20 protein-coding genes and 1 other annotated feature are annotated in these 26,661 nt (G+C 45.2%); of the genes, 6 read left to right on the top strand and 14 right to left on the bottom strand.

The genetic code is table 11. The annotated features are described in order from the left end of the window. Positions 1–47 precede the first annotated feature (47 nt). From argH to AC5W2J_RS08655, 5 genes are all read right to left on the bottom strand, one after another. Positions 48–1,424, bottom strand: a complete 1,377-nt coding sequence (gene argH, locus AC5W2J_RS08675; RefSeq protein ID WP_496059081.1) for an argininosuccinate lyase — start codon at positions 1,422–1,424, stop codon at positions 48–50. Then, on the bottom strand, positions 1,421–2,635 hold the full coding sequence (locus AC5W2J_RS08670; RefSeq protein WP_496059080.1) for an argininosuccinate synthase: 1,215 nt from the start codon (positions 2,633–2,635) through the stop codon (positions 1,421–1,423). The genes argH and AC5W2J_RS08670 overlap by 4 nt, the downstream gene beginning before the upstream one ends. A 363-nt stretch (positions 2,636–2,998) precedes the next feature. Beyond that, the gene (locus AC5W2J_RS08665; protein ID WP_496059079.1) at positions 2,999–5,380 is read right to left on the bottom strand and encodes a Lon protease family protein; all 2,382 of its coding nucleotides are present in this window, start codon (positions 5,378–5,380) and stop codon (positions 2,999–3,001) included. Between the two features lie 133 nt (positions 5,381–5,513). Further along, complete coding sequence (locus AC5W2J_RS08660) at positions 5,514–6,701, bottom strand: acetate kinase (RefSeq protein ID WP_496059078.1); 1,188 nt, start codon at positions 6,699–6,701, stop codon at positions 5,514–5,516. 131 nt (positions 6,702–6,832) lie between these two features. Then, positions 6,833–7,822, bottom strand: coding sequence for a class I SAM-dependent methyltransferase (locus AC5W2J_RS08655; protein ID WP_496059077.1), 990 nt, complete (start codon positions 7,820–7,822; stop codon positions 6,833–6,835). A gap of 190 nt (positions 7,823–8,012) precedes the next feature. Here AC5W2J_RS08655 and AC5W2J_RS08650 point away from each other — a divergent pair, with 190 nt between their 5' ends. Then, positions 8,013–8,765, top strand: a complete 753-nt coding sequence (locus AC5W2J_RS08650) for a PRC-barrel domain-containing protein (RefSeq protein ID WP_496059076.1) — start codon at positions 8,013–8,015, stop codon at positions 8,763–8,765. Between the two features lie 67 nt (positions 8,766–8,832). On the opposite strand, the gene tpx is transcribed toward AC5W2J_RS08650, so the two are convergent. From tpx to AC5W2J_RS08615, 7 genes are all read right to left on the bottom strand, one after another. Then, positions 8,833–9,333, bottom strand: coding sequence for a thiol peroxidase (tpx, locus tag AC5W2J_RS08645; RefSeq protein WP_496059075.1), 501 nt, complete (start codon positions 9,331–9,333; stop codon positions 8,833–8,835). 70 nt (positions 9,334–9,403) lie between these two features. Continuing rightward, the gene (locus AC5W2J_RS08640; RefSeq protein WP_496059074.1) at positions 9,404–9,997 is read right to left on the bottom strand and encodes an RDD family protein; all 594 of its coding nucleotides are present in this window, start codon (positions 9,995–9,997) and stop codon (positions 9,404–9,406) included. A 15-nt stretch (positions 9,998–10,012) separates the two neighbouring features. Continuing rightward, entirely contained in the window at positions 10,013–11,026 is a 1,014-nt protein-coding gene (gene sppA / locus AC5W2J_RS08635) for a signal peptide peptidase SppA (protein WP_496059073.1), read from the bottom strand. Positions 11,027–11,085: 59 nt separating this feature from the next. Continuing rightward, entirely contained in the window at positions 11,086–12,666 is a 1,581-nt protein-coding gene (locus AC5W2J_RS08630; RefSeq protein ID WP_496059072.1) for an amidohydrolase, read from the bottom strand. Positions 12,667–12,689: 23 nt separating this feature from the next. After that, positions 12,690–13,895, bottom strand: coding sequence for a tRNA uracil 4-sulfurtransferase ThiI (thiI, locus tag AC5W2J_RS08625; RefSeq protein ID WP_496059071.1), 1,206 nt, complete (start codon positions 13,893–13,895; stop codon positions 12,690–12,692). Further along, a complete protein-coding gene (locus AC5W2J_RS08620; RefSeq protein ID WP_496059070.1) occupies positions 13,896–15,068 on the bottom strand; it encodes a cysteine desulfurase family protein in 1,173 nt (390 codons plus the stop codon). 97 nt (positions 15,069–15,165) lie between these two features. Beyond that, entirely contained in the window at positions 15,166–16,866 is a 1,701-nt protein-coding gene (locus AC5W2J_RS08615) for a septation ring formation regulator EzrA (RefSeq protein ID WP_496059069.1), read from the bottom strand. A gap of 267 nt (positions 16,867–17,133) precedes the next feature. On the opposite strand from AC5W2J_RS08615, the gene hisJ reads away from it, so the two are divergent. The 4 genes from hisJ to AC5W2J_RS08595 all read left to right on the top strand — a co-directional run bounded on the left by hisJ (position 17,134) and on the right by AC5W2J_RS08595 (position 19,516). Beyond that, positions 17,134–17,952: a histidinol-phosphatase HisJ gene (gene hisJ, locus AC5W2J_RS08610; RefSeq protein WP_496059068.1), complete on the top strand. Its 819-nt coding sequence runs from the start codon at positions 17,134–17,136 to the stop codon at positions 17,950–17,952. Positions 17,953–17,966: 14 nt separating this feature from the next. Next, positions 17,967–18,425 carry a GAF domain-containing protein gene (locus AC5W2J_RS08605; protein WP_496059067.1) on the top strand — a complete coding sequence of 153 codons (459 nt, stop codon included), beginning with the start codon at positions 17,967–17,969 and terminating at the stop codon, positions 18,423–18,425. A 246-nt stretch (positions 18,426–18,671) separates the two neighbouring features. Beyond that, positions 18,672–19,274, top strand: a complete 603-nt coding sequence (rpsD, locus tag AC5W2J_RS08600; RefSeq protein ID WP_120192627.1) for a 30S ribosomal protein S4 — start codon at positions 18,672–18,674, stop codon at positions 19,272–19,274. 41 nt (positions 19,275–19,315) lie between these two features. After that, entirely contained in the window at positions 19,316–19,516 is a 201-nt protein-coding gene (locus tag AC5W2J_RS08595; RefSeq protein ID WP_496059066.1) for a hypothetical protein, read from the top strand. A gap of 82 nt (positions 19,517–19,598) precedes the next feature. Here the strand turns inward: AC5W2J_RS08595 and tyrS are convergent, their stop codons facing one another. Then, a complete protein-coding gene (tyrS, locus tag AC5W2J_RS08590) occupies positions 19,599–20,873 on the bottom strand; it encodes a tyrosine--tRNA ligase (RefSeq protein ID WP_496059065.1) in 1,275 nt (424 codons plus the stop codon). 76 nt (positions 20,874–20,949) lie between these two features. After that, positions 20,950–21,151 (bottom strand) — a binding site (T-box leader). 127 nt (positions 21,152–21,278) lie between these two features. Here tyrS and AC5W2J_RS08585 point away from each other — a divergent pair. Continuing rightward, on the top strand, positions 21,279–24,692 hold the full coding sequence (locus AC5W2J_RS08585; RefSeq protein WP_496059064.1) for a transglycosylase domain-containing protein: 3,414 nt from the start codon (positions 21,279–21,281) through the stop codon (positions 24,690–24,692). A gap of 171 nt (positions 24,693–24,863) precedes the next feature. Here the strand turns inward: AC5W2J_RS08585 and acsA are convergent, their stop codons facing one another. Next, on the bottom strand, positions 24,864–26,582 hold the full coding sequence (gene acsA, locus AC5W2J_RS08580) for an acetate--CoA ligase (protein WP_496059063.1): 1,719 nt from the start codon (positions 26,580–26,582) through the stop codon (positions 24,864–24,866). Positions 26,583–26,661 lie beyond the last annotated feature (79 nt).

The following is a 26,661-nucleotide window of genomic DNA, read 5'->3' as shown; positions in this document are numbered from 1 at the left end:
CCAAAAAAGACCTTCACCGCCATGGTGAAGGTCTTTCGTGTATTTTACTATTCTCCCAGTTTTCCTTTAGCAAGGCCAATGGCATGGCGGACCTGGTCAAATCCGGTGCCGCCGGCGCTGTTTCTTCTTGAGACTACCGTAGAGGGTTTTAATACCTCGTAGATATCATCTTCAAACAGGGAGCTGGCTGCTTTATACTCTTCCAGAGATAGATCCAAAAGAAATATATTCTGCTGAATGCAGGTCAGGACCAGTTTTCCAACTACTTCATGAGCTTCCCTGAACGGCATTCCTTTGGTTGCCAGGTAATCTGCTAATTCGGTCGCATTGGAAAAATCGGAATGGGTTTCTTTATTCATGATTTCTGTATTGACCGTCATTGATTCAATCATTCCAGTAAAAATATTCAACGACCCTTTTATCGTACGTACCGTATCAAACATGCCTTCTTTATCTTCCTGCATGTCTTTATTGTACGCAAGCGGAAGGCCTTTCAGCAGGGTAAGCATGGAGAATAAATTGCCATAGACTCTGCCTGTTTTTCCTCTGATTAATTCCGCCATATCCGGGTTTTTCTTCTGCGGCATGATGCTGCTTCCGGTAGCAAATGCGTCATCCAGTTCAATAAAGCGGAACTCCTGGCTGGACCAGAGAATCATCTCTTCTGCAAGCCTGGATAGATGCATAATGCTCATTGCTGAGGCACTCATAAATTCAATAATAAAATCGCGGTCACTCACAGCATCAAGGCTGTTTTCGTAAATTCCGTCAAACCCAAGCAGTTCAGCTGAGTAGTGACGATCGATTGGAAACGTTGTGCCCGCAAGCGCACCGGCTCCAAGCGGAGATAGATTTACACGTTTCAAACTATCTTCAAAACGATCTACATCGCGCTGAAGCATCCAGAAATACGCCATCAGGTGATGGGCAAAAGATATCGGCTGCGCTCTCTGCAGGTGCGTGTACCCGGGGATAATTGTTTCTACATGCGCTTCCGCCTGAGTAACAAGCGCCGTCTGCATGTTTTTTAAACTTTTTATTATTTCCTTTGTCTGCTTGTTTAAATACAGGTGCATGTCGGTAGCCACCTGATCGTTCCGGCTTCTGCCAGTATGAAGCTTTCCACCAAGCGGACCAATTTCATCGGTAAGGAATTTCTCAATGTTTAAATGGATATCCTCGTTTTGCACGCTGTAATCCAGTTCACCGGCTCTGGCTTTTTCTCTTACAGCATGAAGTCCTTTTTTTATCGTCCCGGTTTCCTCATCTGTTAGAATACTGGTTTTATTCAACATTTCCACGTGAGCCAGGCTTCCTTCAATATCTTCTTCTACCAGTTCTTTATCAAAAGAGATGGATGCCCCAAAGGCATCCACCCATTCTTCTGCTGATTTCGTAAATCTTCCGCTCCAAAGCTTTGTCATACATTAACACCCTTCACGCCGGTTTTGTTGACCTGGCTGTGAACTTTTGTCGGCAGCCCCCAAAGGCTGATAAATCCAACTGCTGCACTGTGATCAAATTCGTCGCCGGTAGAGTACGTGGCAAGATTTTCGTTATAAAGGGACAAATCGGATTTTCTTCCTTCTACAATAGCATGTCCTTTGAACAGCTTGACTCTTACCAGTCCGCTGACACTTGTCTGCGTCTCTTCAAGGAAAGCAAGAAGGGCTGTTCTAAGCTGGGAAAACCATAGACCCTCATAAATAAGTTCTGCAATTTTCTTTTCTATAACCGGCTTGAAGTGCGCCACTTCTTTAGGAAGCGTGATATCTTCAAGTTCTTTATGAGCAGTTAAAAGCGTTGTAGCGCCGGGGCACTCGTAGATTTCTCTGGACTTAATGCCGACCATTCTGTTTTCCACGTGGTCAATTCTGCCAACGCCGTGCTTGCCAGCTACGTCGTTCAGGTGAAGAATAAGTTCATCAAGTTCATACGCTTTTCCATCAATAGCGACCGGCTTGCCCTGCTTGAATTCAATTTCAATAATATCCGCTTCGTCCGGTGTTTTATCAAGCGGTGTTGTTAAATCGTAAGCACCTTCCGGCGGTGTAGCCCATGGATCTTCCAGGATTCCGCACTCGTTGCTTCTTCCCCATAAGTTCTGGTCTACAGAATAAGGGTTGTCAAGATCTACCGGCACTGGAATGTTATGCTGCTTGGCATAGTCAATTTCTTCATCTCTGGACCATCCCCAGTCTCTTACCGGAGCAATCACTTCCAGGTTTGGATTTAACGCCTGAATGGATACTTCAAATCTCACCTGGTCATTTCCTTTTCCTGTACAGCCGTGGGCGACTGCATCTGCATTGTATTCTTCTGCAATTTCAACAAGTTTTTTAGAAATGAGCGGTCTTGATAAAGCGGAAACGAGCGGATATTTCAACTCATACATTGCGTGTGCCTGCATAGCTGGAAGTACGAAGTCTTCCGCAAATTCTTTCTTTGCGTCAATGCTGATCGATTCAATCGCGCCGACCTTTAACGCTTTATCTTTTACAAACTGCAGGTCTTTTCCCTCTCCTACGTCCAATCCTACTGCGATAACATCATAGCCGTTATCTTTCAGCCATTGAATCGCCACCGATGTATCAAGTCCTCCGGAATACGCTAATACTACTTTTTGCTTTGCCATTCTATTTCCCTCCATTTATATAACTCTTATCCATGTGTGATTGAATATTCATACTGTCTTTATTATTTTTATACATTCTTCTGCAAAAAATATAAGAGGTTTTATCCTCTCATTTTGGTGCGCTCTCAGCGGCGCCCTTTGCTATTTATTACTTTAACAAGTTCTATTCGCTTTTGCAACACTTATTCATAAAAAAGCATAAAAATTTATAAATGAATCTATGTCATCTGTTTATAAAAGGCTTTTTTCTCTATAAATAAAGGATTGTTATGCTATTTCGAACTATTCCGTTCTGCATTTTATAAAACAACATGCATAAATACTGCATTATATGTTATAAAAAAAGAAAACCAGACCTGTTTTCTACTGCTTTCTTTCTATTTTTTTCATTTTATTTACCATTGCTGTAATACGCTCCTGCACCATACCGTATACACTTTGCTTTTCGTACACGCCCTCCGGTGTTCTTTCCCCTCCAGGGACACCAGTCAATATTTCCATACCTTCTTTTATAGAAGACACAGCCCAAATATGAAACAGCCCCTTTTCCACCGCTTCTATAATTTCATTGCGGAGCATCAGGTTTGTGCTGTTTAATTTCGGGATAATGACTCCCTGAGTTCCAGTCAGACCTCTTCGTTTGCAGACCGAGTAAAAACCCTCCACTTTTTCATTTACACCGCCGATAGGCTGGACATCCCCAAATTGATTGACTGAGCCGGTAACAGCAATATCCTGCCTAAGAGGTATTTCTGCCAGGGACGACAGCAGAGCATACAGCTCCGTGCTCGAAGCACTATCTCCATCCACCATATTGTAAGACTGTTCAAAAGTAATACTCGCCGCCAATGGCAGCGGATCATCCTGGGCAAATTCCGCCTGCAGATAGCCGGAGAGAATATGCAGTCCTTTCGTATGGATCGGCCCTGTTAAATAAGATTCCCGGTCTATATTAACAATTCCGTTTCTGCCGACATACGTTCTGGCTGACACTCTGGTCGGCAGGCCGAATGACCCTTCTCCTCTTACAGAGACGACCAAAGCATTAATCTGTCCTACAGCCGACCCTTCGGTCGTTATCATAATTGTTCCATCGTCTATTGCATCCTGCATGGCTTTTTCCATTTGATTGGTTCGGCTTTGCTTTTCATTACGGGCCCGTTTCACATGTTCCGCATCGATGAAAGCCGCTCCGGCTTCACGTGCCCAGTAATCTGCCTCCATTAATACTTCCGTAATGAGATGAAAGCGAGCAGAGAGCTTTCTTTTATCGTTTACCAGCCTGGTACTGTAGTCAATTATTTTCGCCAGAGCCCGTTTGTGTACGTGCAGCAGCTGATTACGCCGGCAGATATATGCAATAAAAGCAGCGTATTCTTCTATATGTTTAAATGTCCGATCCATGCTTGTTTCAAACTCCACCTTCACACGAAAAAGCTTGCGGAACACTTCATCTGATTGAAACAGATAATCAAACTGGGAAGGAGTGCCGATTAGAATCACTTTCATATTTACCGGAAGCGGCTCCGGTTTCAATGGACTGCGGGGGCCGCCGGCCGCTTCATTGGCCAGTGCTTCCATCCGCAGCAGGCCGGAGCGGAGCATCTGCTTTAAAGCCTGCCAGCTGTAAAAGTGAGACAACAGTTCAGCAGCCTCTAAAATTAAATACCCACCGTTAGCTTTGTGAAGGGATCCCCCTGTAAGCATGCTGAAATCTGTTTCCAACGTTGGAAGTGCCGGCCTCTGATCGATCTTCCCAAACAGATTGGCATAGGATGGGTATGTTTCGTGAATGACCGGTGCCCCCACTCCATTTTTATGGCTGACCAGGATGTTTACTGAAAACTCGGATGGAATCCCCCTGTTGCTTTTGCCTTCTTTTTCTTGAAAAAGAACTTTCCATTTTTTCACTATTTCTTTACGTATACTTTCTATATAAGATAATGCTTTTGGTACACCAGGATATGCCTCTATCATTTCTTCAAGCGGTCCGTAAATTGCCTGGCCGACCATAAGCTCTTCTGCATCCTGCCATTTCTTTTTAAGAGATCTTCTCAGTATCTGCTGCTGCCTTAAGGTTGCATTCACATCTTTTGTGAGCCGTTTGCTTTTTTCCATTATATTCTGCTTGGTGGCTGCATCCAATTTCTGAAAAGATTCTTCCGAATGCGGTACTCCTTCTTTCGTTAATGGTACTGCTACTACTCCCTGCTGCTGTTTGTCCAATGCAAAACGCTGGTCACGGGCTCTTTTTTCCAGCTGCTGCCACTTATCGTGCAGTTCATTTTCCTGCATTTGTGCCATATCCATTTTCTGCTGTTCGAATCTATCGCCTGTCAGTGCTTTATTAATTTCCTCTTTTATTTCATGCATCATCTCTTCTATATCCCTGGCAAACAAACTGCCTTCTCCAGCTGGAAACTCAATGAATGCCGGGGTATCGGGGGCTTCGAAATTATGTATATAAACTATATCCTTTGGTGTGTTTTCTTTTACCGCGGCCTGTTCCGTTTTTAATCTGGCAAATGTTGTTCTTCCTGTACCTCCCGGTCCGGCTAAAAAGATGTGATGGCCATCATGCTTCATGTGCAGCCCAAACTCCATCGCTTCCTGGGCCTGGCTCTGGCCTATTAATTCCATCGGTGTTTTTTTTAATTCACTTGTTGTTTCGAAAGAAAAGCTGTCCGGGTCGCACCTTGCTGCTAATTGTTCTGAAGAAAGAACCAGATCTTTACGGCATACCACTAAGACCACCCCTTTTTTATGGTATGTGTATATCCTTCTCTTCCATTGATTGAATTCCTGCTTTCCTATAAAAAACTGCACCCTCATTGTTGGATGTACCGGACAATGAGGGTGCAGTTTATATTTTTTTTTATTACTCGCTGAATGCCAGTGCATCCCGTGCGATCATTACTTCTTCGTTCGTTGGGATAACGAAAATTTTCACAGGCGAATGTTCCGCGCTGATTTCTGCTTCTTTTCCGCGTGTGTTATTTCGTTCTTCATCGAAATGAACACCCATGAAGCCAAGGCCTCTACTTACCTTTTCTCTAACGGTTATACTGTTTTCGCCGACGCCTGCCGTAAAGACAATAGCATCTACTCCATTCATACTCGCTGCATAGGCACCAATGTATTTATGGATACGGGAAGCAAAAACATTCATTGCCGTCTGCGCACGTTCGTTTCCACCTTTGGCCGCTTCATCAATATCACGAAGATCGCTGGAGAAGCCGCTCAAGCCAAGCATGCCGCTCTCTTTGTTCAATACGTGAATGACTTCTTCCGCACTTTTTCCTGTTTTTTCCATAATGTATGGAATAAGAGCAGGATCGAGGTTACCGGAACGAGTTCCCATCGTTACACCCGCCAGCGGAGTAAAGCCCATCGATGTATCAACAGACATTCCTCCGTCTATCGCAGCAATACTTGCTCCATTTCCAATATGACAGGAAATAACCTTCACATCTTTTTGGTCTTTGCCAAGCATCGCCGCAGCTCTTTCCCCTACATACTGATGGGATGTGCCGTGGAAACCATATTTACGGATGCCGTATTTTTCATAATACTCGTAAGGAATACTGTATAAATACTTCTCCTTTTTCATCGTTTGATGAAAAGCCGTATCGAACACAGCCACAGAAGGAACATGTGGAAGCACCTGCTTAAATGCTTTAATTCCCATGATGTTTGCCGGGTTGTGAAGCGGAGCCAGCTCACTTAGTTTTTCAATTTCCGCTAACATGTCATCGGTCATCAGAGCGGAAGCGGAGAATTTCTCACCGCCGTGCACCACCCGGTGACCGATTCCATTAATATCATCAAGTGACTGAATGATCTCTTTTTCTGTCAGAAACGAAAGCATTTCTCTTACAGCATCCGCGTGGTCTTCGATGGAAGGATGAACCGTATGTTCTTCCTCTCCAAATTCAATGGCCATGACGGTTCCGTCCATACCAATTCGTTCAACTAATCCTTTTGCAATAACTGTTTCTTCCGGCATATGAAGGAGCTGAAATTTCAGCGATGAACTTCCAGCATTGATTGCCATAATTTTCGGCATATAAAGCGCCCCTTTTTCTACTTTCTTTCAAACCTTTTCTATTTAAACATTCCACCGGAAAAAAAGCAAGAAAATCCTATTGTACCAAGGCATAGAAGCTTATATTTGTAAGCGTTTCCCAGCGCAGTATATTAGGAAAATCCTTCTTCCTTAAACCAGTTGTCAATACTTTTCATCATCTCAATCATCGCTTCGCGGTTTGAAAAGGACGGCATTTCAGCAAGCAGAGCCTGGCCCGGCTGCCGGACATCTGGGCCTCTTTTCTGAATGATCCAGATGCTTTTAGCGAACTGCTGATCTTTAAACATAGACGATGGAAGCTGAAGCAGACCCAAAGTAAATGCATATTTTTTGATCACGCGCTGCAGGTCGTCTGCCTGGTCGCTCTCGAAAATAAAATTCGGTACAAGCAGAAGCATTGTTCCGTTTTCTTTTAATTCTTTGAGACTGCTCTCGATCATTAGATGATGAACATAAGGCTGGCCGTTCGTTACATTCAACTCAAACTGCTCCGCTGCTTCCGGTTTAGGATAATAGCCTACCGGCAGGTCCGTCACAATAAGATCTGCTGGAACCTCGGGAAGCTTTTCAATACTGTCCTGGTGAAACAACTCTACCGTATGCTCCTGCAGGTTGGAAAGAACGTAGGCAATATTCAGCAGCGTTTCATCTACTTCCGCTCCGTATGCCACTACTTCTTTGTTCAGCTGATTTAATACTGCTGTAAGAAGGTTCGCTGTTCCAACGGCCGGATCCATGACTGTTTTTATATCTTTTTTAGCCGTTATTTTTTCTGCCAGGTATCCCATAAACATAGCTACAGCATCCGGGGTCATCGCATGATGCGGCTGCACGTTTTCTTTCATTCCTTTTATAACTGCAAGCTGAAATGCTTTTCTTATTTCCTCGCGCTTCATTTCAGGCGGAAGGGTTGTTTTTAGTTTTTCCTGCAGCTGCTCTTTTTTGTCATCGGGGAGGGATTGGACCACATCCTGCTGAAGAAGATTTTCTCCTGCTTCAGCCAAAGCCTCTAAATAGGTTAAGCCCATGTTTTTTTGAACCGCTCCGGCCATTTGATCTATCCATTCATATAAAGCTTCCGTATTTGTCTGTTCTGTCATTTTCTTTCCTCCCATAGTTCAATCCTTGTACCTTTGGTTCGCAACGTTTGATAGTATATCAGACATGCAGTCGATCCTCCACTTTTGAAGAAGCCGGGCCCGGAAAACATTATACGTTTTAATTAACGGCTCAATGGAAATAGTGGAAATAGTATTGCTGTACTTTTTTAAAAAATGGAGGGGTTAAACTATGCTACTACGTACAAAAATGTTCCGGGAATTTGCTATTTCCGCAGAGGATGACCGTTTTGGTTCGATAGCTGACGTATATTTCGATTCAGCAGGTGACTGGAAAGTTCGTTACATGGCAGCAGACACACGGGCATTACTTGCGGGAGGCCGGGTGTTGATCAGTCCCGAGTTGATCACTAATTTGAATTTTGCCGAACAGTCTGTTGGCGTGCAGGCCACGAAAGAACAAATTAAAAACAGTCCAAAACCAGAAGACCATAAACCAATTTCCCGCTCGTACGAAACAAAACTATCTGATCATTACAATGCGGGAAGCTATTGGATGCCTCCTGCAGCAGGAGCCGGAGGAGCTATGCTTCCGGTAGGCGGACCACTCGTTCCCGGGCAGTCCGATATGGAAACAGAACAACCTGCCGGCGATAATGATGAATACGTTCTGCAGAGTACCGAGGATATTAAAGGATACTCCGTATCCGCCGGAGGAAAAGATGCCGGTAAGGTAACCGACATCGTTTTTGACACTTCCACCTGGCAGATCCGCTTTGTGGAAATCGATACAGCCGGTTTCTTTTCCAAAGACAAAACATTAGTACCTGTGGAACAATTTAAAGAGTTTGATCCTGTAAATCAAATAGCAGAAATCCGTGCAGCCCGTTCTGTTATTGAAAAAGCACCGGAATATAATGAAAACACGGCTCTCACTGATGAGTATGACAGTAACGTAACAGCGCATTATAAAAACCACAGCTGAATTTTTTCTTTTCTCATATGAAAAGCCCCTACAGCATTGTAGAGGCTTTTCGTATGATTAATTATTATTAAACCAGAGTCTTGGCATGCTTTAAAGCCGCTTCATAATCAGGATGCTCGGATACTTCCGGCACGATCTGCTTATAAGCAACGACTCCACTGCTGTCTACTACAAACACGGAACGTGCCAGCAGGCGGAGCTCATCGATAACAACGCCATAGCTTTCTCCAAAAGATAGATCACGGTGATCGGATACCACTTGAATGTTGTCTATTCCTGCAGCTGCGCACCAGCGCTTCTGTGCAAATGGCAGGTCATTGCTGATTGTTAATATCTCGACATTATCCAGTTCAGCCGCTTCTTCATTGAAACGTCTTGTCTGCTTGTCGCATGTTCCTGTATCAATAGAAGGCACCACGCTGATTAAGCGGACTTTGCCTTCAAAATCAGACAGCTTCACCTCTGATAAATCATTAGCGAGAACGCTGAAGTCTGGTGCCAGGTCGCCCTCGTTCACCTCTGAGCCTCGAAGCGTAACCGGGTTTCCTTTAAATGTAACATTGGCCATGAAAATTCCTCCTGTAAGTTAGTCTAATTGGTACTATACCCTGTTCTCCTCAATGAATAAACGACGCCTCTTACTTTTCCGTATGGATGACTCTTGTATCAGAGAAAATATCGTGAATTCCCTGTTTTTCATCTGTAAAAGCCACTACCAGATATAAGACATTGGTAAACACGAGCAGCCGGTGAATCAGGCGTCCGACGACTTCCCTGAAAAACAGGTCACTCCAGCGGAGCGGCTGCCTGTCTTTTCGTATAACTTTGAGTCCAAAAATCATTTTTCCGAGCGTCTGCCCGGTTATCTTTGTCATAATTAAAAAATACAAGTACATAACCAGGCCGCTTAACAGCCCTTGTATAGTAAAAAATTCTAAAAACGTAACAGATCCTCCGTTAATAAACGCAAGCGGGCTGAGCAGAATGCCGTTGACAGCAAAAACAATCAGCACATCTGCAGAGTAGGCCCAGAATCTCATCCAAAAACCGGCATAACGCTGCATCGGTTTTGTTCCTTCTGCCGGTGCGGCAGAAGACGTTTCTTCTGTCGGGCGGCCGGAGCTGCCGGAAGCTGTTTCGGTTTGTGTGTCTTTGTTTTCCGGATGTTCTCCGGCTGCTTTCACCGGGCCGGGCTCTTCGTTTCTTTCTTCCCTGTTCTTCTCATCACTCACTGCTGTTCCTCCTCTCTAGTCTGTGTATAAATACATAGCCCGGGGAGAATCGGATGTTGTCAGAAGTTCTTTTAAACCAAGCAGCTCTGCGTCGCGGACAAACAGGCTTCTCGCTCCGGCTCCTACAAATGAGTTAAAAGAAAAACTGGCTCCATACTGTACGACACGAGCGCCTTCCAGATTTTGTTCGTCTTCCATAAATGCGATGGTATCATCCATTGTGCCAAGTTCATCCACAAGATCGATATCCTGTGCCTGGTCACCAGTATAAATACGTCCGTCTCCGATTTCACGTACTTCCTCTTCAGCTAAACCGCGTCCATTCGCAATAACCTGTACAAAATCATCATACATATCATCTACAATAGATTGAAGGATAGCTTCATCTTCTTCAGACATTTCTGTTCCGGGGGACATAATGTCCTTAAATTCTCCGCTGGTAATGGAATTCTCTTCAATTCCAATGTTATCGGCCAGCTCGGAATAATTAATGCTTTGCATAATAACGCCTATCGATCCTGTAATAGTAGCGGGATGGGCGACTATTTTATCAGCCGGAGCTGCTATGTAATAACCGCCGGAAGCTGCCTGGCTTCCCATCGTAATATATACCGGTTTATCGTGTTCCTCCTGTACGCTGACAATCGCATCGTGAATTTCCGCACTTTCCACTACACCGCCGCCGGGAGTATTAACTTTTAAAATAATCCCGTCTACATCATTAGAGTTCCCTGCCTGTTCCAGCATATATAGAAACTCCTGATGATTATAGCCTCCTGCATCAAACAAAGAGCCTTCTCCAGTATCCTGAATCACACCCTGCAGATCCAGCACTGCGATGGTGTTACCCGAACCATCTCCGGGCTCAAGCTCTTCTTCTTCGATTCCTTCCATTCCTCCAGTTTGGCTTCCTCCCCCTGCAAAATCGCTCCAATTAGCGCTTGCAAGAGAGGAAACAGCCTGAAAGCCAATGGAAACGACAATCACAATGGCCGCTACTACCAGCGCAATCCATCTTTTAAAATTCATGCTATCCCTCCTTTTTATTATTCTCTCACAGCCATTTCTTTATTTCCAGTCTCTTTCCATTATACTCTGTACTGCCAGCTTCCTCCTACGACAGTGCCGATGACATTTGTCTCTAATACAGCATTAACCGGAATCGAAAACAAATCCTTATCCAGCACGGTGAAATCCGCCTTATAACCCGGAGCAATAGAGCCCAGTTCTTTTTCACGTCCGACAGCTTCAGCACTTCCTGTAGTATAGAGCCGCACGGCTTCAAACATGGACAATTTCTGATCCGGCAGATAGCCGTCATGCGTCTCGTCCGGCCGTCGCCTTGCCACTGCTGCAAATATCCCCTCCAATGGGTCTGCGGATTCTATCGGAGCATCTGATCCTCCTGCACAGATAATACCTGCATCAAGCAGGGTTTTCCATGCAAAAGAATAAGGCATTCTCGCTGAACCAAGTCTTTCTTCCACCCATGGAAAATCAGACAGCACAAAGCTTGGCTGCAAATCTAAAATGACAGACAACTTCTGCAGACGAGCAATCAGCTGCTTGTCTGCAACCTGCACATGAATGATACGATCTCTTTTTCCGGAAGGAACCGGGTATTTTTCTATTGCAGTAACCGTCAGCTCCAGCGCTCTATCGCCTATCGCATGGACCGCTACTTCTTTGCCGGCTTCTCTGGCACGTTTAACTACAGCGAAAAAATCATCCTCATGATGAATAGCCATGCCGGAAGTGTCAGGCGCATCGTTATAAGGCTGCTTCAGCCAGGCCGTTCTGCCGCCAAGGGCACCGTCTGAAAATATTTTCACGGCTCCAAATGTAACAAATGGATGTACCGGCGGCTCTTCTGCAAACAGTTCCTCTGCTACTTCGTGGTGAACAAGCAGGTTCGTTCGCAGAGCTCTTTTTTCTCCAAGCACTTTATAAAACGTTTCATATGTTTCTTTAAAGCTGTTGTAATAATTTAAATCTTCCGTATGGCCTCCGGTCAACCCCATGGAAAGCATGCGATCTACTGCAAGCGTAAGCGCCTTTTCCAAGTATGCCTTCGTTACAGGAGGCATCACTTCCTTAACTGCATCCGCTGCCTGATCGAGCAGATACCCGGTAGGAATTCCGTTATTATCCTTTACAATCATTCCGCCGGGCGGATCAGGGGTCTCTTTATAAATAGAAGCTTTGTTCAGCGCTTCTGTATTGGCAAGAGCCGCATGCCGGCAGATTCTTGTTAAAATCATAGGATTATGAGGAGCCAGCTGATCGAGCTCCTGTTTATGGAAAATTTTACGATCCGGAAATTTGTTTTCATTCCAGCCTTCTCCAATGAGCCATTCGCCTGCTTCCAGGGCAGCTGCCTTATGTGCAATCAGCTGCTGCATTTCTTCAGCTGTTTCACAAGTAGACAGATCCAGGGTAAGCATTGTTTCGCCAAGGCCGATCATATGAAGGTGGCTGTCTGTAAATCCAGGATAAAGAACGGCTCCCTTAAGATTTTCTACACGCTCTATTCGATCTGCATACTGTTTTTCCAACTCTTTTTTCGAGCCGGTCATGATGATGTCTTCTTTTTCTGTATAGACAGCTTCTATTGTTTCCTTTTCCTCGTTCATCGTGTAGATTGTCCCGCCGTGCCAAAGTGTGCCCATTGCTTATTCCTCCCTGCTTTTAATTAAAGAAGCGAATCCATATCGCTCTGCTGCGCAGACGAAGCAGATATGATTGTTGTTTCTGTATGCTGCACCGCCTCTTCAATAAGAGACTCATATTCGAACGCTTTTTCAAAACGGGAGGCTTTGTCCCGGATTGGTTTTGTTACAGAATCTGTCGGCAGAAAAATAGTGCAGCAGTCTTCATAGGGACGGATGGATATAGGATAGGTGCCAATGGTTTCTGCAATCTTCATCACCTCTTCTTTATCCATAGCAGCGAGCGGCCGGATAACCGGCATCGTGGTTACTTCGTTAATCGTATACATACTCTCAATCGTCTGGGAGGCCACCTGGCCGATGCTTTCTCCATTGATTATCGCCTGAATCTTTTCTTTGCCTGCTGTTTTTTCTGCAATACGAAGCATCATTCTTCTTGTTACCGTCATTTGATAGCTTGAATGAATATGATCCCTAATGCCTGTTTGAACATCGGTGAACGGAACCACGTGCAGGCGGATGTCTGCTCCATAGGATGCCAGTACTTCAGCCGCATCCTTTACTTTTTGAAGGGCTTGAGCAGTTGTATAAGGCGGGCTGTGAAAGTGAAGGGCTTCAATAGTTACGCCGCGCTTCATAGAAAGGTAGCCTGCTACCGGGCTGTCAATACCGCCAGAAAGCATTAACAGCCCCCGTCCGCCGGAGCCTACCGGCAGACCTTTTGCCCCCGGGATCCTTCCGCAGCTGATGTACGTTCCCTGTTCCCGGATATCAATGGTTAATTCTACCTGCGGCTGATGTACGTCGACCGAGATTCCTTCGGTATGTTCGAGAATCCAACCGCCTACGGCAGGGTTTATTTTCTGGGAAGATACGGGGAAATTCTTATACGCTCTTCTGGCGCTTACTTTGAATGTTTCTTTCGGTCCCTCGTACGCTTTAAATACAGTAAGAGCTGTACTGCGTATCGACTCCACGCTGTTTTCTGCTTTGGCGGCCAGACTCAAAGAAGAAAGGCCAAAAACGAAGCGTACTTTTTCCGCTACAGCCATGCCTTCTTCGCCGTTCAGTTCAATAATAATTCTTCCATATGTTCTTTTTGCTTTTACATTTGGAAAGGTGGTTAGTACCTGACGGATATTGTGCAGAAGCTGCTTTTCAAACAGGCCTCTGTTCTCTCCCTTTAGAGCAAGTTCTCCATACCGGACAATTATATGATCAAATATCATTTATTTTCCTCCTACGACTAATTGGACAGAAGGAAAGATACTGCTGCAAGCGGCAAGCAGCGTTTCTATATCTTCTTCTGTTGTTTCTGTACTTAAACTGATCCGAAGCGCCGTTTCTGCACGCTCTTTTGTAAACCCGCATGCGCCGAGGACAGACCCGGTATTTTTTTCTTTGGACGAGCATGCCGACTTCGTGGATATATAGATCCCGCGGCTGGATAACTCCTGCACGACCGCTTCCGGTTTTGTGTTTTTTACAGAAATGTTCAAAATATATGGAGCACTGTTGATCGCCGGCGTGTTAATTTCTACCCCTGCCATCTGTTGATAGCGGCGGGTCATCTTCTGTTTTAGATCAGAGAGCGCTCCCCCGGCTGCTTCATATTTGTCCCGGCTTAAGCGGAGGGCCTTAATCATTGCAGCAATCGCTGCCACATTTTCCGTCCCGGCCCTCATTCCACTTTCCTGGCTGCCTCCGGCAATGATTGGGACCAGATTTTTTCGTTTTTTCTTCACGAGAATACCTGCGCCTCTGACACCGTGGAATTTATGAGCGGACAGCGAGTACAAATCGACGTTTGTCAAGTCAATCGGAAGTTTCCCTGCCCCCTGCACATCATCCGTATGGAAATAAACTTTGGGAAAAGTGGCAAGTTTCCGGCCGATTTCCTCTATCGGCTGGATCGTTCCTAATTCGTTTTGTACTCTTATAATAGATACAAGCACGGTAGCTGGACGAACAGCCTTCATTACCTGGGAAGGATCAATTCTTCCATCAGGTCCCGGCTGTAAGTAGGTCACTTCAGCCCCCTGCTTTTCCAGATTTTGAAACTGCTTTAACACAGATGGATGTTCCATTACTGTTGTAATAGCATGGTTCCCCCTGGAAGCCAGAGCTGCCATAGTTCCCTGCACTGCCAGGGCATTTGATTCGCTTCCTCCTGAGGTGAAGATTATTTCTTCTCTTTCTACTCCCAGCATAGCAGCGGCAGACTCTCTTGCTTTCTGAAGCAGTATTCCCGCATCCTGTCCCAGCTGATGCATGGAAGAGGGATTGGCAAAATAATCGGTGGACGCTTTTATGAATGTTTCCATCGCTTCCGGCCATGGCCTGGTTGTCGCGCTGTTATCTAAATAAATCATGGCGTCCTGCCTTTCTATCTGTTTTAGCATTCGTTATACTCTTCTCAACGTAATATCCTACCACATTTCGTTCGGTATGTGCGTTTTCACGCAGCAAAAAAGCCGTCTTTTCCAGACGGCTTTTCTTCTACTGCTTACCAAATTCAAGAAGTACTTCACGTATATTCGAATTCTTTTTTTCCATTGCCCCAATAGCTGTATTAACTGCATCATCATAGCGGCCTTTGTGGAAATGCTTTTCCGCTTCGTTAAATTGTTCATTAAGCTCCTGATCGCTGCTTCTATAGCGGTTTCCGTATTGGATGGCAAGTTCTGCCAGCTTTACCTGTTCGAGAGTGGCTATCAGGCGCTGGTGAAAGCGTCGTACGCTTTTATCTGCTTCCTCTACATCTGCATTGGCCCGGGCAATTTCCACCGGCACTTCATCGAGCGTTTGTTCCGCCGCCTTCACATGCTCATCTGCATCATCCAGGTCATTTAAAAGCGGGGAAGGAATTCTTGGCATAAAGGAGCGCTGCAGAAGCATTTCATCTTCCAGCAGCTGGCGCTTTACAGAAGCAAAGGTATCCAACGCTTTCTTTTCGTCTTTGCGAAGCGTGTACAGCCTGTCTTTTAACTGCTGTATTTCTTTTGTAAGGCCGCTCCATTCTTTGCGGTGCTTTTCAAGCTGGCTGCGCTGTTCTGAAAATGTCTGCGTCTGATTAATATTGGAATCCTGGAATACGCGCCAGTTTCTAATTGTTTCATCCATCTTCACTGCCAGTCTGTCATGCATCTCTTTATCTTCCATTGGAATTAAATAGCTGACTTCGACTTTTGCTTCTTCGCGCTGCAGGTCAGCCAGTTTTTCTTTAAGCTTTCGCAGTTGTTCTTCCAGCTGTGGAATTTCTGCCTGTACCGCTCCGCGGGCATCCACTTCTTTTTCAAGCATTTCGTACGTTAATTCCATAAACCGTCTTATTTCTTCGATTCTGTCTTTTACTTTTTCCAGTTCAAATTCTTCACAGCTTTCCTTTAAAGCGGGAAGCTCCTGCTTGTATTCTTCAATCTGTTCATATAAGGAAAGATGGCCGAGCGGATAACCCTGGCTTTGCATGTTTTCCACCCCGCGCTGCAGTTCTCTTAATTCAGATGGCAGCTCCATGTCAATATCTTTTAACAATACGGGAATTTCTTTCATCTGTTCATTCTGCACTTCGAGGTCATGGTCAACCTGCTTAAGCGTCTGTCTGGCAGACGTATAATTGCCTGCCTCTCTATCTTCTTCAAAAGAAATCAAAGCCTGCTTCATTTCGGTTTTGCGTTCTTCAAAAACCGGTGCTGTTTTCCCAAGAGAAAGGGAATGCTGCAGCAGATGCCTCGACATGGCATCGTATCTCGCCTGCGTTTCAGAGATGCCTGCCTCATTTTCTTTTTCACTGTGAACCAGCTCGTCCACTTCTTTAAAAATGGCTTCGATCTGCGCTTCTATATCCTGAAGCTGATTTTCTACCGCATGAACCAGGTCTCTGGCTTTTCCAAAACGATATTTATTTGCCTGTTCTTCAATATCGTAAAGAGCTTTTTCAATATCAGGGATATGTACGCCGACAATATCGTCCCAATCTTTACGCCAAAGCTCGAATTTCTCTTCCGTTTCCCCGGAAATTTTCAATCCTTTTACTTTGGCAATTTCTTCCGCAACCGGACGGCTTCCCAGTTCGATTTTCCAGTTTTCCAGCCTGTCTACATCTTTGTATATTTTTCTTCTTGATAAGGTTCCATAAATAACAACAGCTACTACTATTACCAAAATAGCTAAAAGGATAAACTCCATTGCATTTTTCACTCCAGTTTCAACAACATATGTTTGAAATATATTTTTCGTGCGGCCTTGCTTGTTCCTTTATATGTATACACGAGTAAATCCGGAAGCGGCTGTTTTTTTCTCTCTCAAAGAACATCAGCTTCTATTACCAAACGTGTATTCATGGTTTGTTTATTTTTTTAATCAATGACTTTATGATAACATGTAAAGGCTCTCGTGTGAGAGTTGGTTACATAAATATTTCAGAAATATTATCCAATATTAAAAATCCGGGAAGGATGAAGTCTTATGAGTCCAAAGCGCGATGGACATGTCCACACACCCTATTGCCCCCACGGTACATCCCGTCCCCTGGAAGAATATATTGAAAAAGCGGCAGCCGGCGGCATCACCACTTTAACTTTCGCCGAACACGCCCCGCTCCCGGAAGGGTTTACGGATACCGTCCCGGATAAAGACAGCGCAATGTCCATGGGTAATCTGGAAGCCTATCTGCTGAAGCTGGAAAGCGTCAAAAAAACGTATAAAAACGATATTACGATTTTAACCGGTCTCGAAGTTGATTTTATTGAACGGTATGAAAAAGAAACAGAAAAGTTTCTTGATACATACGGCCCTTACCTGGATGACAGCATTCTTTCCACTCATTTTCTGTTAGCTGATGGAGAATACACATGCATGGATTACAGCCCTGATTTCTTTGCTTCGTTAGTAAGCCGGACAGGGTCAGTGGATGCTGTAGCCCGTTTGTACTTTCAAACGGTTCTGCTGTCTGTGAAGGCCGGCCTCGGCCCGTTCAAACCCGGACGCCTGGGTCATATGACGCTCGTCCACAAATTCCAGCGTAAATTCCCGGTAAAACACTATCCGACCGATTTAGTGCATCAGATTCTGCATGCTGTTAAAAAGCACAATATGGAGCTTGATTATAACGGCGCGGGCACCGCTAAACCTCTCTGCCGGGAGCCGTATCCACCGGAATGGATCATCAAAGAAGCGCTGAGCCGGCACATTCCTCTCGTATACGGGTCGGATGCCCATCAGCCTGCCGAGTTATTCCAGGGCGTTAAGGAACTTTACCCCCTTACACTATTTAATGATAATTAAAGGAGATATGTACGATGCAGACTTCCCCGTTGCACCTTATTAACAAACAGCTTGACTCCCTTTTAGAAGGAGAAGCCGATCAAACCGCCAACCTGGCCAATGCTTCTGCTCTTTTGTACCAGCATTTTTCTTCGGTAAACTGGGCCGGATTTTATTTATATTCCCCAAAGGAAGATGAACTTATTTTAGGCCCTTTTCAAGGGCTGCCGGCCTGTGTCCGCATTTCTATGGGAAAAGGCGTATGCGGAACCGCCGCCGGGACTCTTGAAACCCAGCGGATCGCAGATGTTCATGCTTTCCCGGGCCACATCGCCTGCGACAGTGCCTCCGCTTCTGAAATTGTCGTTCCGCTTGTTAAAGAGGGCGTGCTTCTTGGCGTCCTGGACGTTGACAGCCCGGAACAAAACCGCTTTTCAGAAGAAGACCAGGAGATTTTGGAAGAATTCGCCGCTGTTCTTTTAAAGCATATTTAATACGCTTTACTTCTATTGACTTGACAGCTTTAAAAGGATATAATGATCTTTGTGCAAAAAGACAGCCAGGGTAAGCCTGCCATGTTCGATCTTTCTTCATTTTATTCCTATACTCGCAGGAGTATAAGGTGTATTGCGTACCCTCCAGCTGTCGAGGTGAAGATACGTGAAAATAAAATGGGCATAGCGGGAGATTACCAACGTTGCTCTTTTTTCAACTATTTTATTATAAAGGAGATTACTTGTATGTCACGTTATACAGGACCATCTTGGAAAAAGTCACGTCGTTATGGAATTTCTCTTAACGGCACAGGAAAAGAATTAGAAAAAAGACCTTATGCACCAGGTGAGCACGGCCCAACACAACGCAAAAAGCTTACTGAATACGGCCTTCAGCTTCAAGAGAAGCAAAAGCTGCGTTTCATGTACGGCTTAAATGAGCGTCAGTTCCACCGCACATTTGAAATCGCAGGCAAAATGCAGGGTGTTCACGGCGAAAACTTCATGGTTCTTCTTGAAGCACGCCTTGATAACATCGTGTATCGTCTCGGTCTTGCCCGTACGCGCCGTGGTTCACGCCAGCTCGTTTCCCACGGTCACGTAACTGTTGACGGTAAGCGCGTAGATATTCCTTCTTACCGCTTAAAGCCAGGCCAGGTTATTGGCCTTCGCGAAAAGTCACGCAACCTTACTTCTATCAAAGAAGCTTTGGATGTAAACAGCTACAAGCCTGACTTCGTCAGCTTTGATGAAGAAAAAATGGAAGGTTCGCTTGATCGTTACCCAGAGCGTTCTGAACTTCCTGCAGAAATCACGGAAGCCCTTATCGTTGAGTGGTACTCCCGTTAATAAAGAAAAGCAGCCGGCCGGCTGCTTTTTTTTATTTTAAATTGTGGATTTCAGTCTTCGTTTTACCAATAATAAGAGAAGACAAACGAAACCCCTCGTATTCCTTTCAACAGGAATACGAGGGGTTTTTAAATGCAGCGATGGTTATTTTTTTCGAAAACAAAACCATAAAAAAAGACCAGGCGGTGACTCAGGCAGACCAGCCACCGCTGAAGATTGGCCTGCCGAAAGCTCCCGCCTGAATAAACACCAGCCTTATCTTTTTTTAGATCTGATACAGCTGTTTCATTTTTTTAATGTACTTTTGGGACAGCCCTTTTTTCTCTATTTAAATGATACGAGCGCGTATTTCTTTTTGCCTCTTCTTAAAATAGTGTACCTGCCACCGATTTTGTCTTCATTGGACAGCTGCTTTTGTAAATCGGTGCAGCGTTCCCCATTAATGTAAACGGCACCGTTTGTAATATCTTCTCTCGCCTGTCGTTTCGACGGAGAGAGTTTTGCTTCCACGAGTGTATCAATTAAGCCTGGTTCTTCGTTCGTTCCTGCCTCATGGGTGGGAACGTCTTTGAATCCCTGCGCAATTTCATCTGCCGAAAGCTTTTTCACGTCTCCCCCGCCAAAAAGGGCCGCCGAGATATTCTGTGCCTGCTGTACTGCTTCTTTACTATGAACAAATGCCGTAAGCTCTTCGGCCAGCTTCTGCTGGGCTTCTCTTTTTTCCGGTGCTTGCTGCATTTTCTGTTCGTATTCCTTTATTTCTTCCGCCGGGAGGAATGTAAAGTAATGCAGAAACTTGATTACATCTCTGTCATCGGTGTTTATTAAAAACTGATAAAACTCATACGGTGTCGTTTTAGAGGGATCGAGCCAAATCGCACCACCCTCAGTTTTACCAAATTTGGTGCCGTCCGCTTTTGTGACAAGAGGAATAGTGAAGCCGAATGCTTCGGCTTTCTGCTCTTCATCTGCGCTTTTTCTGCGGATCAGCTCCAGCCCTGCCGTTATATTGCCCCACTGGTCGCTGCCGCCGATCTGAAGACGGCAGTTTTTCTCTTTAAACAGGTGAAGGTAATCGAGGGACTGAAGAATCTGGTAGCTGAATTCTGTAAAAGAGATGCCGTTTTTGATTCGGGATTCCACCGATTCTTTGGACAGCATATAATTCACGCCAAAATGCTTTCCGACGTCTCTTAAAAATGTAATAACACTCATTTCTCCGATCCAGTCAAAATTGTTAACAATTTCTGCTCCGTACTCTCCTGTGAAATCAAGGTGCCTCTGCAGCTGACTGCGGATTCTCTCACTGTACATTTTTACTACGTCTTCTTCGTTCAGCGACCGTTCGACACTCTTTCCGCTGGGATCTCCAATAAACCCCGTAGCTCCGCCGACTAAAGCGAGAGGCTTGTGGCCGGCCAGCTGAAACCGGCGCATCGTAATAATTGTAAGCAGATGTCCGATATGAAGGCTGTCGCCGGTCGGGTCAAATCCACAATAAAGCGTAATAGATTCTTTGTTAAGTAAAGCTTCCAGCCCTTCCCGGTCGGTTACCTGATTCACTAATCCTCTTTGTTCCAGATCCTGTAAAATAGTCATTGTGTCTCTCCTTTTAAATTAACCACCAACGCAGCGGCTGCCGTCATCGGACAAATAAAAAAAGCCCGCTTTTAATAAAAGGGACGATGTTTACCGCGGTACCACCCTTTTTTAAAAGCAAAGCCTTTCACTCAAACCGTTAACGGCGGCTGCCGTCTTTATCTGCTAAAGAAGCTCGGATAACGTAATTCGCTTTTTTATATGTACCGGCTTCCACCAGCCGCCGGTTCTCTGTGACAGGGATAAAAAAAGCTACTTCATTTCGTCTGCGCTGTTCTGTTATTTATGATAATCACTATTTAACATGGTTTTTCCGGCAATGTCAAGCTTCACTGCCGATTGTCCTTAGTTTAAATATGGGTCTTTTATATGCTATAATGAGCTAGAAATTTAGGGGGTCGCTGCATGAAAAAATTTTTATACAAAGCTAACAAACGAGTCGATTGGTTTAGAGGAAAACAGCTGGGAGAGGAATCCTACTCCCGTTCTAATATTATTATAAATATTGTTCTGGTTGCTGTTATTGTTTTTATTTCTTTTATCCTTTTTATCGGGTCGGTCGGCGCTGGTTTTTTTGTGTCGCTCGTAGATGATCAGGAAGCACTGAACGAAGAAGAAATGCGGGCAGAGATTTATGATTACGAACAGGCCAGTGATATGTATTTTGCCGGCGGTGAATCGTTGGGAAACGTCCCTGCAGATATTGAAAGACAGCAGGTGCCGCTTGAAGATATTTCCGACAATCTGGTCCATGCCATTATTGCTACAGAAGATGAAAACTTCTATGAACATGATGGTATCGTTCCTACTGCTTTGTTCCGGGCTACATACCAGGAGATGAGCAACGCAAGTGTCCAGACCGGAGGAAGTACACTAACCCAGCAGGTTATTAAAAATCAACTTTTAACAAATGAAGTAAGTTTCGAAAGAAAAGCTAAAGAGATTCTGCTGGCTCTTCGGCTGGAAGGCTACTTGAACAAAGATGAAATTCTGGAAGCCTATCTTAACCTTGTACCATTTGGCCGGAATGCCAACGGCTTAAATATTGCAGGCGCCCAGTCTGCTGCGGAAGGTGTATTCGGAGTAGACGCTTCCGAGCTTAATATCGCCCAGGCAGCTTTTATTGCCGGCATGCCTCAAAACCCTTATGGTTATACGCCCTTTGAAAATAACGGAACCGTAAAAGAAGAATTCGAAGCAGGACTTAACCGCAAAGACCGCGTATTAAATGACATGCATGACAAAGGCTATATTACAGAAGAAGAATACGAAGAAGCGATGGCCTATGACATCGAGGAAAATTTAGCAGAGCCGAGTGATACGGTTACAGATGAGTATCCTTATATCACGGGTGAAGTGCAGCGCGAAGCCTCTACTCTTCTTCGTGATCAAATGCTTGAAGAAGATGATGTAAACCTCAACGCAATGGATGAAGAAGAGCGTGAACAGACGCTTGAACAGTACACGACAGACGCCAGGGAAGACCTGGCAATCGGCGGGTACGACATTCATATTACAATTGACAAAAGTATCTATGACAACATGCAGGAATCCATTGAAAGCTCCACCTGGTTTGGTCCGGATCGTACCAATGGAGATATAACAGAGCAGGAAGAAGTCGGTGCGATGATGATTAATAACGAAACCGGAGCCATCATCAGTTTTGTCGGCGGCAGAGATTACGATACACAGAACTTAAATCACGCTACACAAACGTTCCGACAGAATGGCTCCACAATGAAACCGCTCCTTTCCTATGGACCTCTAATGGACGAAGGAGAACTGCATCCCGGTTCTACTGTAGCCGATGTGCCGACAGACTATACGACGGGAACAGAAATTAATAATGCCGGCAGCGGCTTTGAAGGATTTATTCCGGTACGGGAGGCGCTGCAGCGTTCTCAAAACATTCCTGCAGTAAGAAGCTTCTGGGAACTCGAGCAGGAAGAAGCTAAAGAACATTTAGAAAACCTCGGTTTCACGAGACTATCGGAGGAAGAACCTGTAGAATCAACCGCATTGGGCGGACTCGAGAACGGGGTAACTGTTTCGCAGAACACGAACGCTTTTTCTACATTTGCCAATGAAGGCCAGTACCATGAGAGCTATATGGTAGAACGCATTGAAAAGAAAAGCGATGGCGAAGTCGCCTACGAGCATGAAACAGAAGAAACCGAAATATTTTCCCCGCAGACAAGCTATTTAATGGTTGATATGCTTCGGGATGTTCTTGAGTCACCCGGAACAGCCGCCCAGCTTTCTTCTTACTTGGACGAAGAAGGCGACTGGGCCGGAAAAACAGGAACAACGTCTGATCAGGTAGATGCCTGGTTTGTAGGTATGAATCCTGAAGTCACTATGGGACTCTGGCTCGGTTATGATAACCGTGAACAGCAGAATCAGCTGGAAAACTCATACAACGGGTATTCCTACAGTGAGCGTACCCAGAATATTTGGGCTGATTTAATGAATGCCGCCACCGAGGCCAATCCGGATGCTGTTAATACGGACAGCACGTTTGAAGAGCCTGATGGCATTGTGGAACAGGAAATCTGCGGTTTATCCGGCCTGCTTGTCTCTCCTATGTGTGAAGAAGCCGGACTTGCTGTAACAGATCTAATGAATGAAGAGTTCGTGCCAACAGAAGAAGATGACAGCCTTCAGGAAGGCGAGCTCGTTGAAATTGATGAAAGCACCTATACTGCTTATGAAGAAACTCCTGACGATTTTACTTTATCGGGAATTATTCTGAATGAAGATTATTTCGATGACATTGATAATCCGGAAGAGTATTTTCCAGGAGACATTGGTGATGTTACTGTCGACCGGGATGCTCCCGATAACGAAAGAACCCCTGCTGCTGTTTCAGGCGTATCAAGCAGCGGCACTGAGCTTACATGGTCGGAACACCCAGACGATGATATTGTCGGATACAGAGTATATGAAGGCAGCAGTGTAGAAGATACTATTGTAGGAAAAGACAACACCTCTGCCACACCTGGATCCGGCTCCTATACAGTCAGAGCTGTCGACACCCGTGGAAGAGAATCCTCCGATTCTGCAAGTGCAGGAATTTCTTCCGGCACAAATGGATCAGAGGATGACGATGATAACGGTGATGAGAGCGGCTCAGAAGACGCCAGCCGGGATAGCGAACCTTCTACCGGCACCACAGAGGAAGACCCGGAAAGCCAGGACGAATCGTCTGATGAGAGTTCAACGGAACCGGATGAAGACACTAACGGTTCCGATGAAGAACAGGACTCACCGGCAGAAAGTTCAGATGAAACAAATCAGGAAGAAAACGGATCTTCAAATGGGGAGGATGCCGGAAACGATGATTCTTCAAACGAAGAAGATAGTTCTTCCGACAACGGCGGCAGTGAGACAGAATCACCTTCAGATAACGGTGCATCTCCACCAGCGGATGAGGACACTTCTCCTGAGCCGGAGAGCCCCGCTGAACCAGAAGCCCCTGCTGAAGAAGAGGAAACGCCTCCTGCTGCACCTGAGCCCGAGGAAGAAACGCCTGTTGAAGAACCAGCTGAGCCGGAAACCAACGGTTCAAGCTCAGAAGAGGACGGTGCCTCCAGTCCAGAGGCCCCGCCTGAAAACAGCAGTGGCACCAGTACTGAATCTGAAGAGGAAACAAGTTCTCAAGGCGGCGGCTCTACTCCTGTAAATCGGGAAGAGGATGAAGAAGCCGAAGAGGAAACGGAAGCCGAGCCTGAACCAGATTCAAGCCCGGAACCGGAAGATACTTCCGATGCGGAAGAAAGTCCGGAATCAGAGGACGGTCCGGAGTCGGAAGAAGAATAGCATCTATTTGATTACGTTTAACAGCCTTATTCCTAAACTGGAATAAGGCTGTTTTTTAATACGTTTGAACCCAGCATGACGCTGTACTCTATCTACAGCGTCTCATGAAAAGCGCGCCTGTAAACGAAAAAAGCCTCATTCCTGTGTGGAATGAGGCTTTTGATTATTTGCTTATTCTTCCATCGTAGAAAGATCGCCAGTTGGAAGATCGAGTTCCCATGCTTTAAGCACTCGTCTCATAATCTTACCACTTCTTGTTTTAGGAAGTTTGTCTCTGAATTCAATTTCCCGCGGTGCAGCGTGTGCAGCGAGTCCTTCTTTAACAAAGACTCTGATTTCTTCTTTTAGTTCATCTGTTACTTCATATCCATCACGGAGAGCAACAAATGCTTTAATAATTTCGCCTCTAACCGGATCCGGCTTGCCTATTACTCCAGCTTCAGCTACAGCAGGATGTTCCACCAGCTTGCTTTCTACTTCAAATGGACCTACACGTTCACCGGAAGTCATTATAACGTCATCGATTCTGCCCTGGAACCAGAAATAGCCGTCTTCATCCATATAAGCGGAATCACCTGAAATGTACCAGCCCGCCACTTCGAAATAGCTGTTAAACTTCTCTTCGTTATTCCAAACGGTTCTCATCATAGAAGGCCAGCCGCTTTCTATAGCCAGGTTACCCATTCTGTTTGCCGGAAGCTCTTCGCCCTGGTCATTAACAATAGCAGCTTTAACACCTGGAATCGGCTTGCCCATAGAGCCGGGCTTTATTTCCATCGATGGATAGTTACAGATCATCTGTGCACCTGTTTCTGTCATCCACCACGTATCATGAATGCGCAGGTTAAATACTTCTTCACCCCATCTTACTACTTCAGGGTTCAGCGGCTCCCCTACACTTAGGATGTGTCTTAGTTTGGAAAGGTCGTATTTTTTCACTACTTCGTCTCCGGCACTCATCAGCATTCTAAATGCTGTTGGGGCACTGTACCATACGGTGACTTTATAATCTTCCAATGTCTGATACCAGTCCTGGGGGCTGAAGCGTCCGCCACGTACTACGTTGGTTGCTCCTGCAAGCCATGGGCCAAAGATTCCGTAGGAAGTTCCTGTAACCCAGCCCGGATCGGCTGTGCACCAGTATACATCGTCATCCTTCAAGTCAAGTACCCACTTTGCTGTCTGATAATGCTGCAGCATAGCATTATGAACATGTAGTACGCCTTTTGGCTTGCCGGTGGACCCGGACGTGTAATGAAGAATCATTCCATCTTCTTTATCCATCCATTCCGGCTCAAACTCTTCGCTCGCCGCTTCCATTCTGGAATTAAAGTTCAAATACGGTCCTTCTTCTTTTACGTCTTCACCGTAAATAAATACCGTATCAAGCGCAGGCAGGTCATCTACCGGCACTCTCTCTAATAAAGTTGGTGTCGTAAGAAGGCCTTTTGCACTGCTGTCTTCCAGGCGGTCTCTTACCGCACCTTCCATGAAGGCTTCAAATAGCGGGCCTACAATGGCTCCTGCTTTAATAGCCCCAAGGATAGCAAAGTACAGTTCAGGGGATCTTGGCATAAAAATAAATAAGCGATCTCCTTTTTCAATACCTGCATCTTTTATCATATTGGCTGCTTTATTTGTATGCTTTTTCATTTGTTCAAATGTATATTGTTCGTCCCGCTGTGCATCACTATAATACAGCGCTACTTGGTCTTTCTTTTCAGGCATATCGGCATAACGATCAATCGCTTCATGAGCCAGGTTTATTTTCCCTGTTTCATACCAGGAAAATTCTTTTTCGATATCCTCCCATTTAAATGTCTTAGCTGTATCTTCATAACTCTTTAAATTGTGATCTCCGTCTCTTGGAGGAAGCGCTTTCAGTTGCATTAATGATCGACCCCTTCTGCTAAATGATATGTGTTCTATTACACATTATAATATAATATGAATATTTCTTCAATTTATA

The organism is Sinobaca sp. SA16-1 (genome assembly GCF_059510515.1).
Note: the sequence above shows the minus strand (reverse complement) of the source record. Positions and strands in the feature narration are given on the sequence as shown.

Bases quoted from the DNA above. Each gene is read 5' to 3' on its own strand.
- AC5W2J_RS08585 (WP_496059064.1), top strand. From the start codon at position 21,279: ATGAAAAAATTTTTATACAAAGCTAACAAACGAGTCGATTGGTTTAGA.
- AC5W2J_RS08620 (WP_496059070.1), bottom strand. From the start codon at position 15,068: ATGCTAAAACAGATAGAAAGGCAGGACGCCATGATTTATTTAGATAAC.
- AC5W2J_RS08650 (WP_496059076.1), top strand. From the start codon at position 8,013: ATGCTACTACGTACAAAAATGTTCCGGGAATTTGCTATTTCCGCAGAG.
- acsA (WP_496059063.1), bottom strand. From the start codon at position 26,582: ATGCAACTGAAAGCGCTTCCTCCAAGAGACGGAGATCACAATTTAAAG.
- AC5W2J_RS08655 (WP_496059077.1), bottom strand. From the start codon at position 7,822: ATGACAGAACAGACAAATACGGAAGCTTTATATGAATGGATAGATCAA.
- AC5W2J_RS08630 (WP_496059072.1), bottom strand. From the start codon at position 12,666: ATGGGCACACTTTGGCACGGCGGGACAATCTACACGATGAACGAGGAA.
- rpsD (WP_120192627.1), top strand. From the start codon at position 18,672: ATGTCACGTTATACAGGACCATCTTGGAAAAAGTCACGTCGTTATGGA.
- hisJ (WP_496059068.1), top strand. From the start codon at position 17,134: ATGAGTCCAAAGCGCGATGGACATGTCCACACACCCTATTGCCCCCAC.
- sppA (WP_496059073.1), bottom strand. From the start codon at position 11,026: ATGAATTTTAAAAGATGGATTGCGCTGGTAGTAGCGGCCATTGTGATT.
- argH (WP_496059081.1), bottom strand. From the start codon at position 1,424: ATGACAAAGCTTTGGAGCGGAAGATTTACGAAATCAGCAGAAGAATGG.
- tyrS (WP_496059065.1), bottom strand. From the start codon at position 20,873: ATGACTATTTTACAGGATCTGGAACAAAGAGGATTAGTGAATCAGGTA.
- AC5W2J_RS08605 (WP_496059067.1), top strand. From the start codon at position 17,967: ATGCAGACTTCCCCGTTGCACCTTATTAACAAACAGCTTGACTCCCTT.
- thiI (WP_496059071.1), bottom strand. From the start codon at position 13,895: ATGATATTTGATCATATAATTGTCCGGTATGGAGAACTTGCTCTAAAG.
- AC5W2J_RS08670 (WP_496059080.1), bottom strand. From the start codon at position 2,635: ATGGCAAAGCAAAAAGTAGTATTAGCGTATTCCGGAGGACTTGATACA.
- tpx (WP_496059075.1), bottom strand. From the start codon at position 9,333: ATGGCCAATGTTACATTTAAAGGAAACCCGGTTACGCTTCGAGGCTCA.
- AC5W2J_RS08660 (WP_496059078.1), bottom strand. From the start codon at position 6,701: ATGCCGAAAATTATGGCAATCAATGCTGGAAGTTCATCGCTGAAATTT.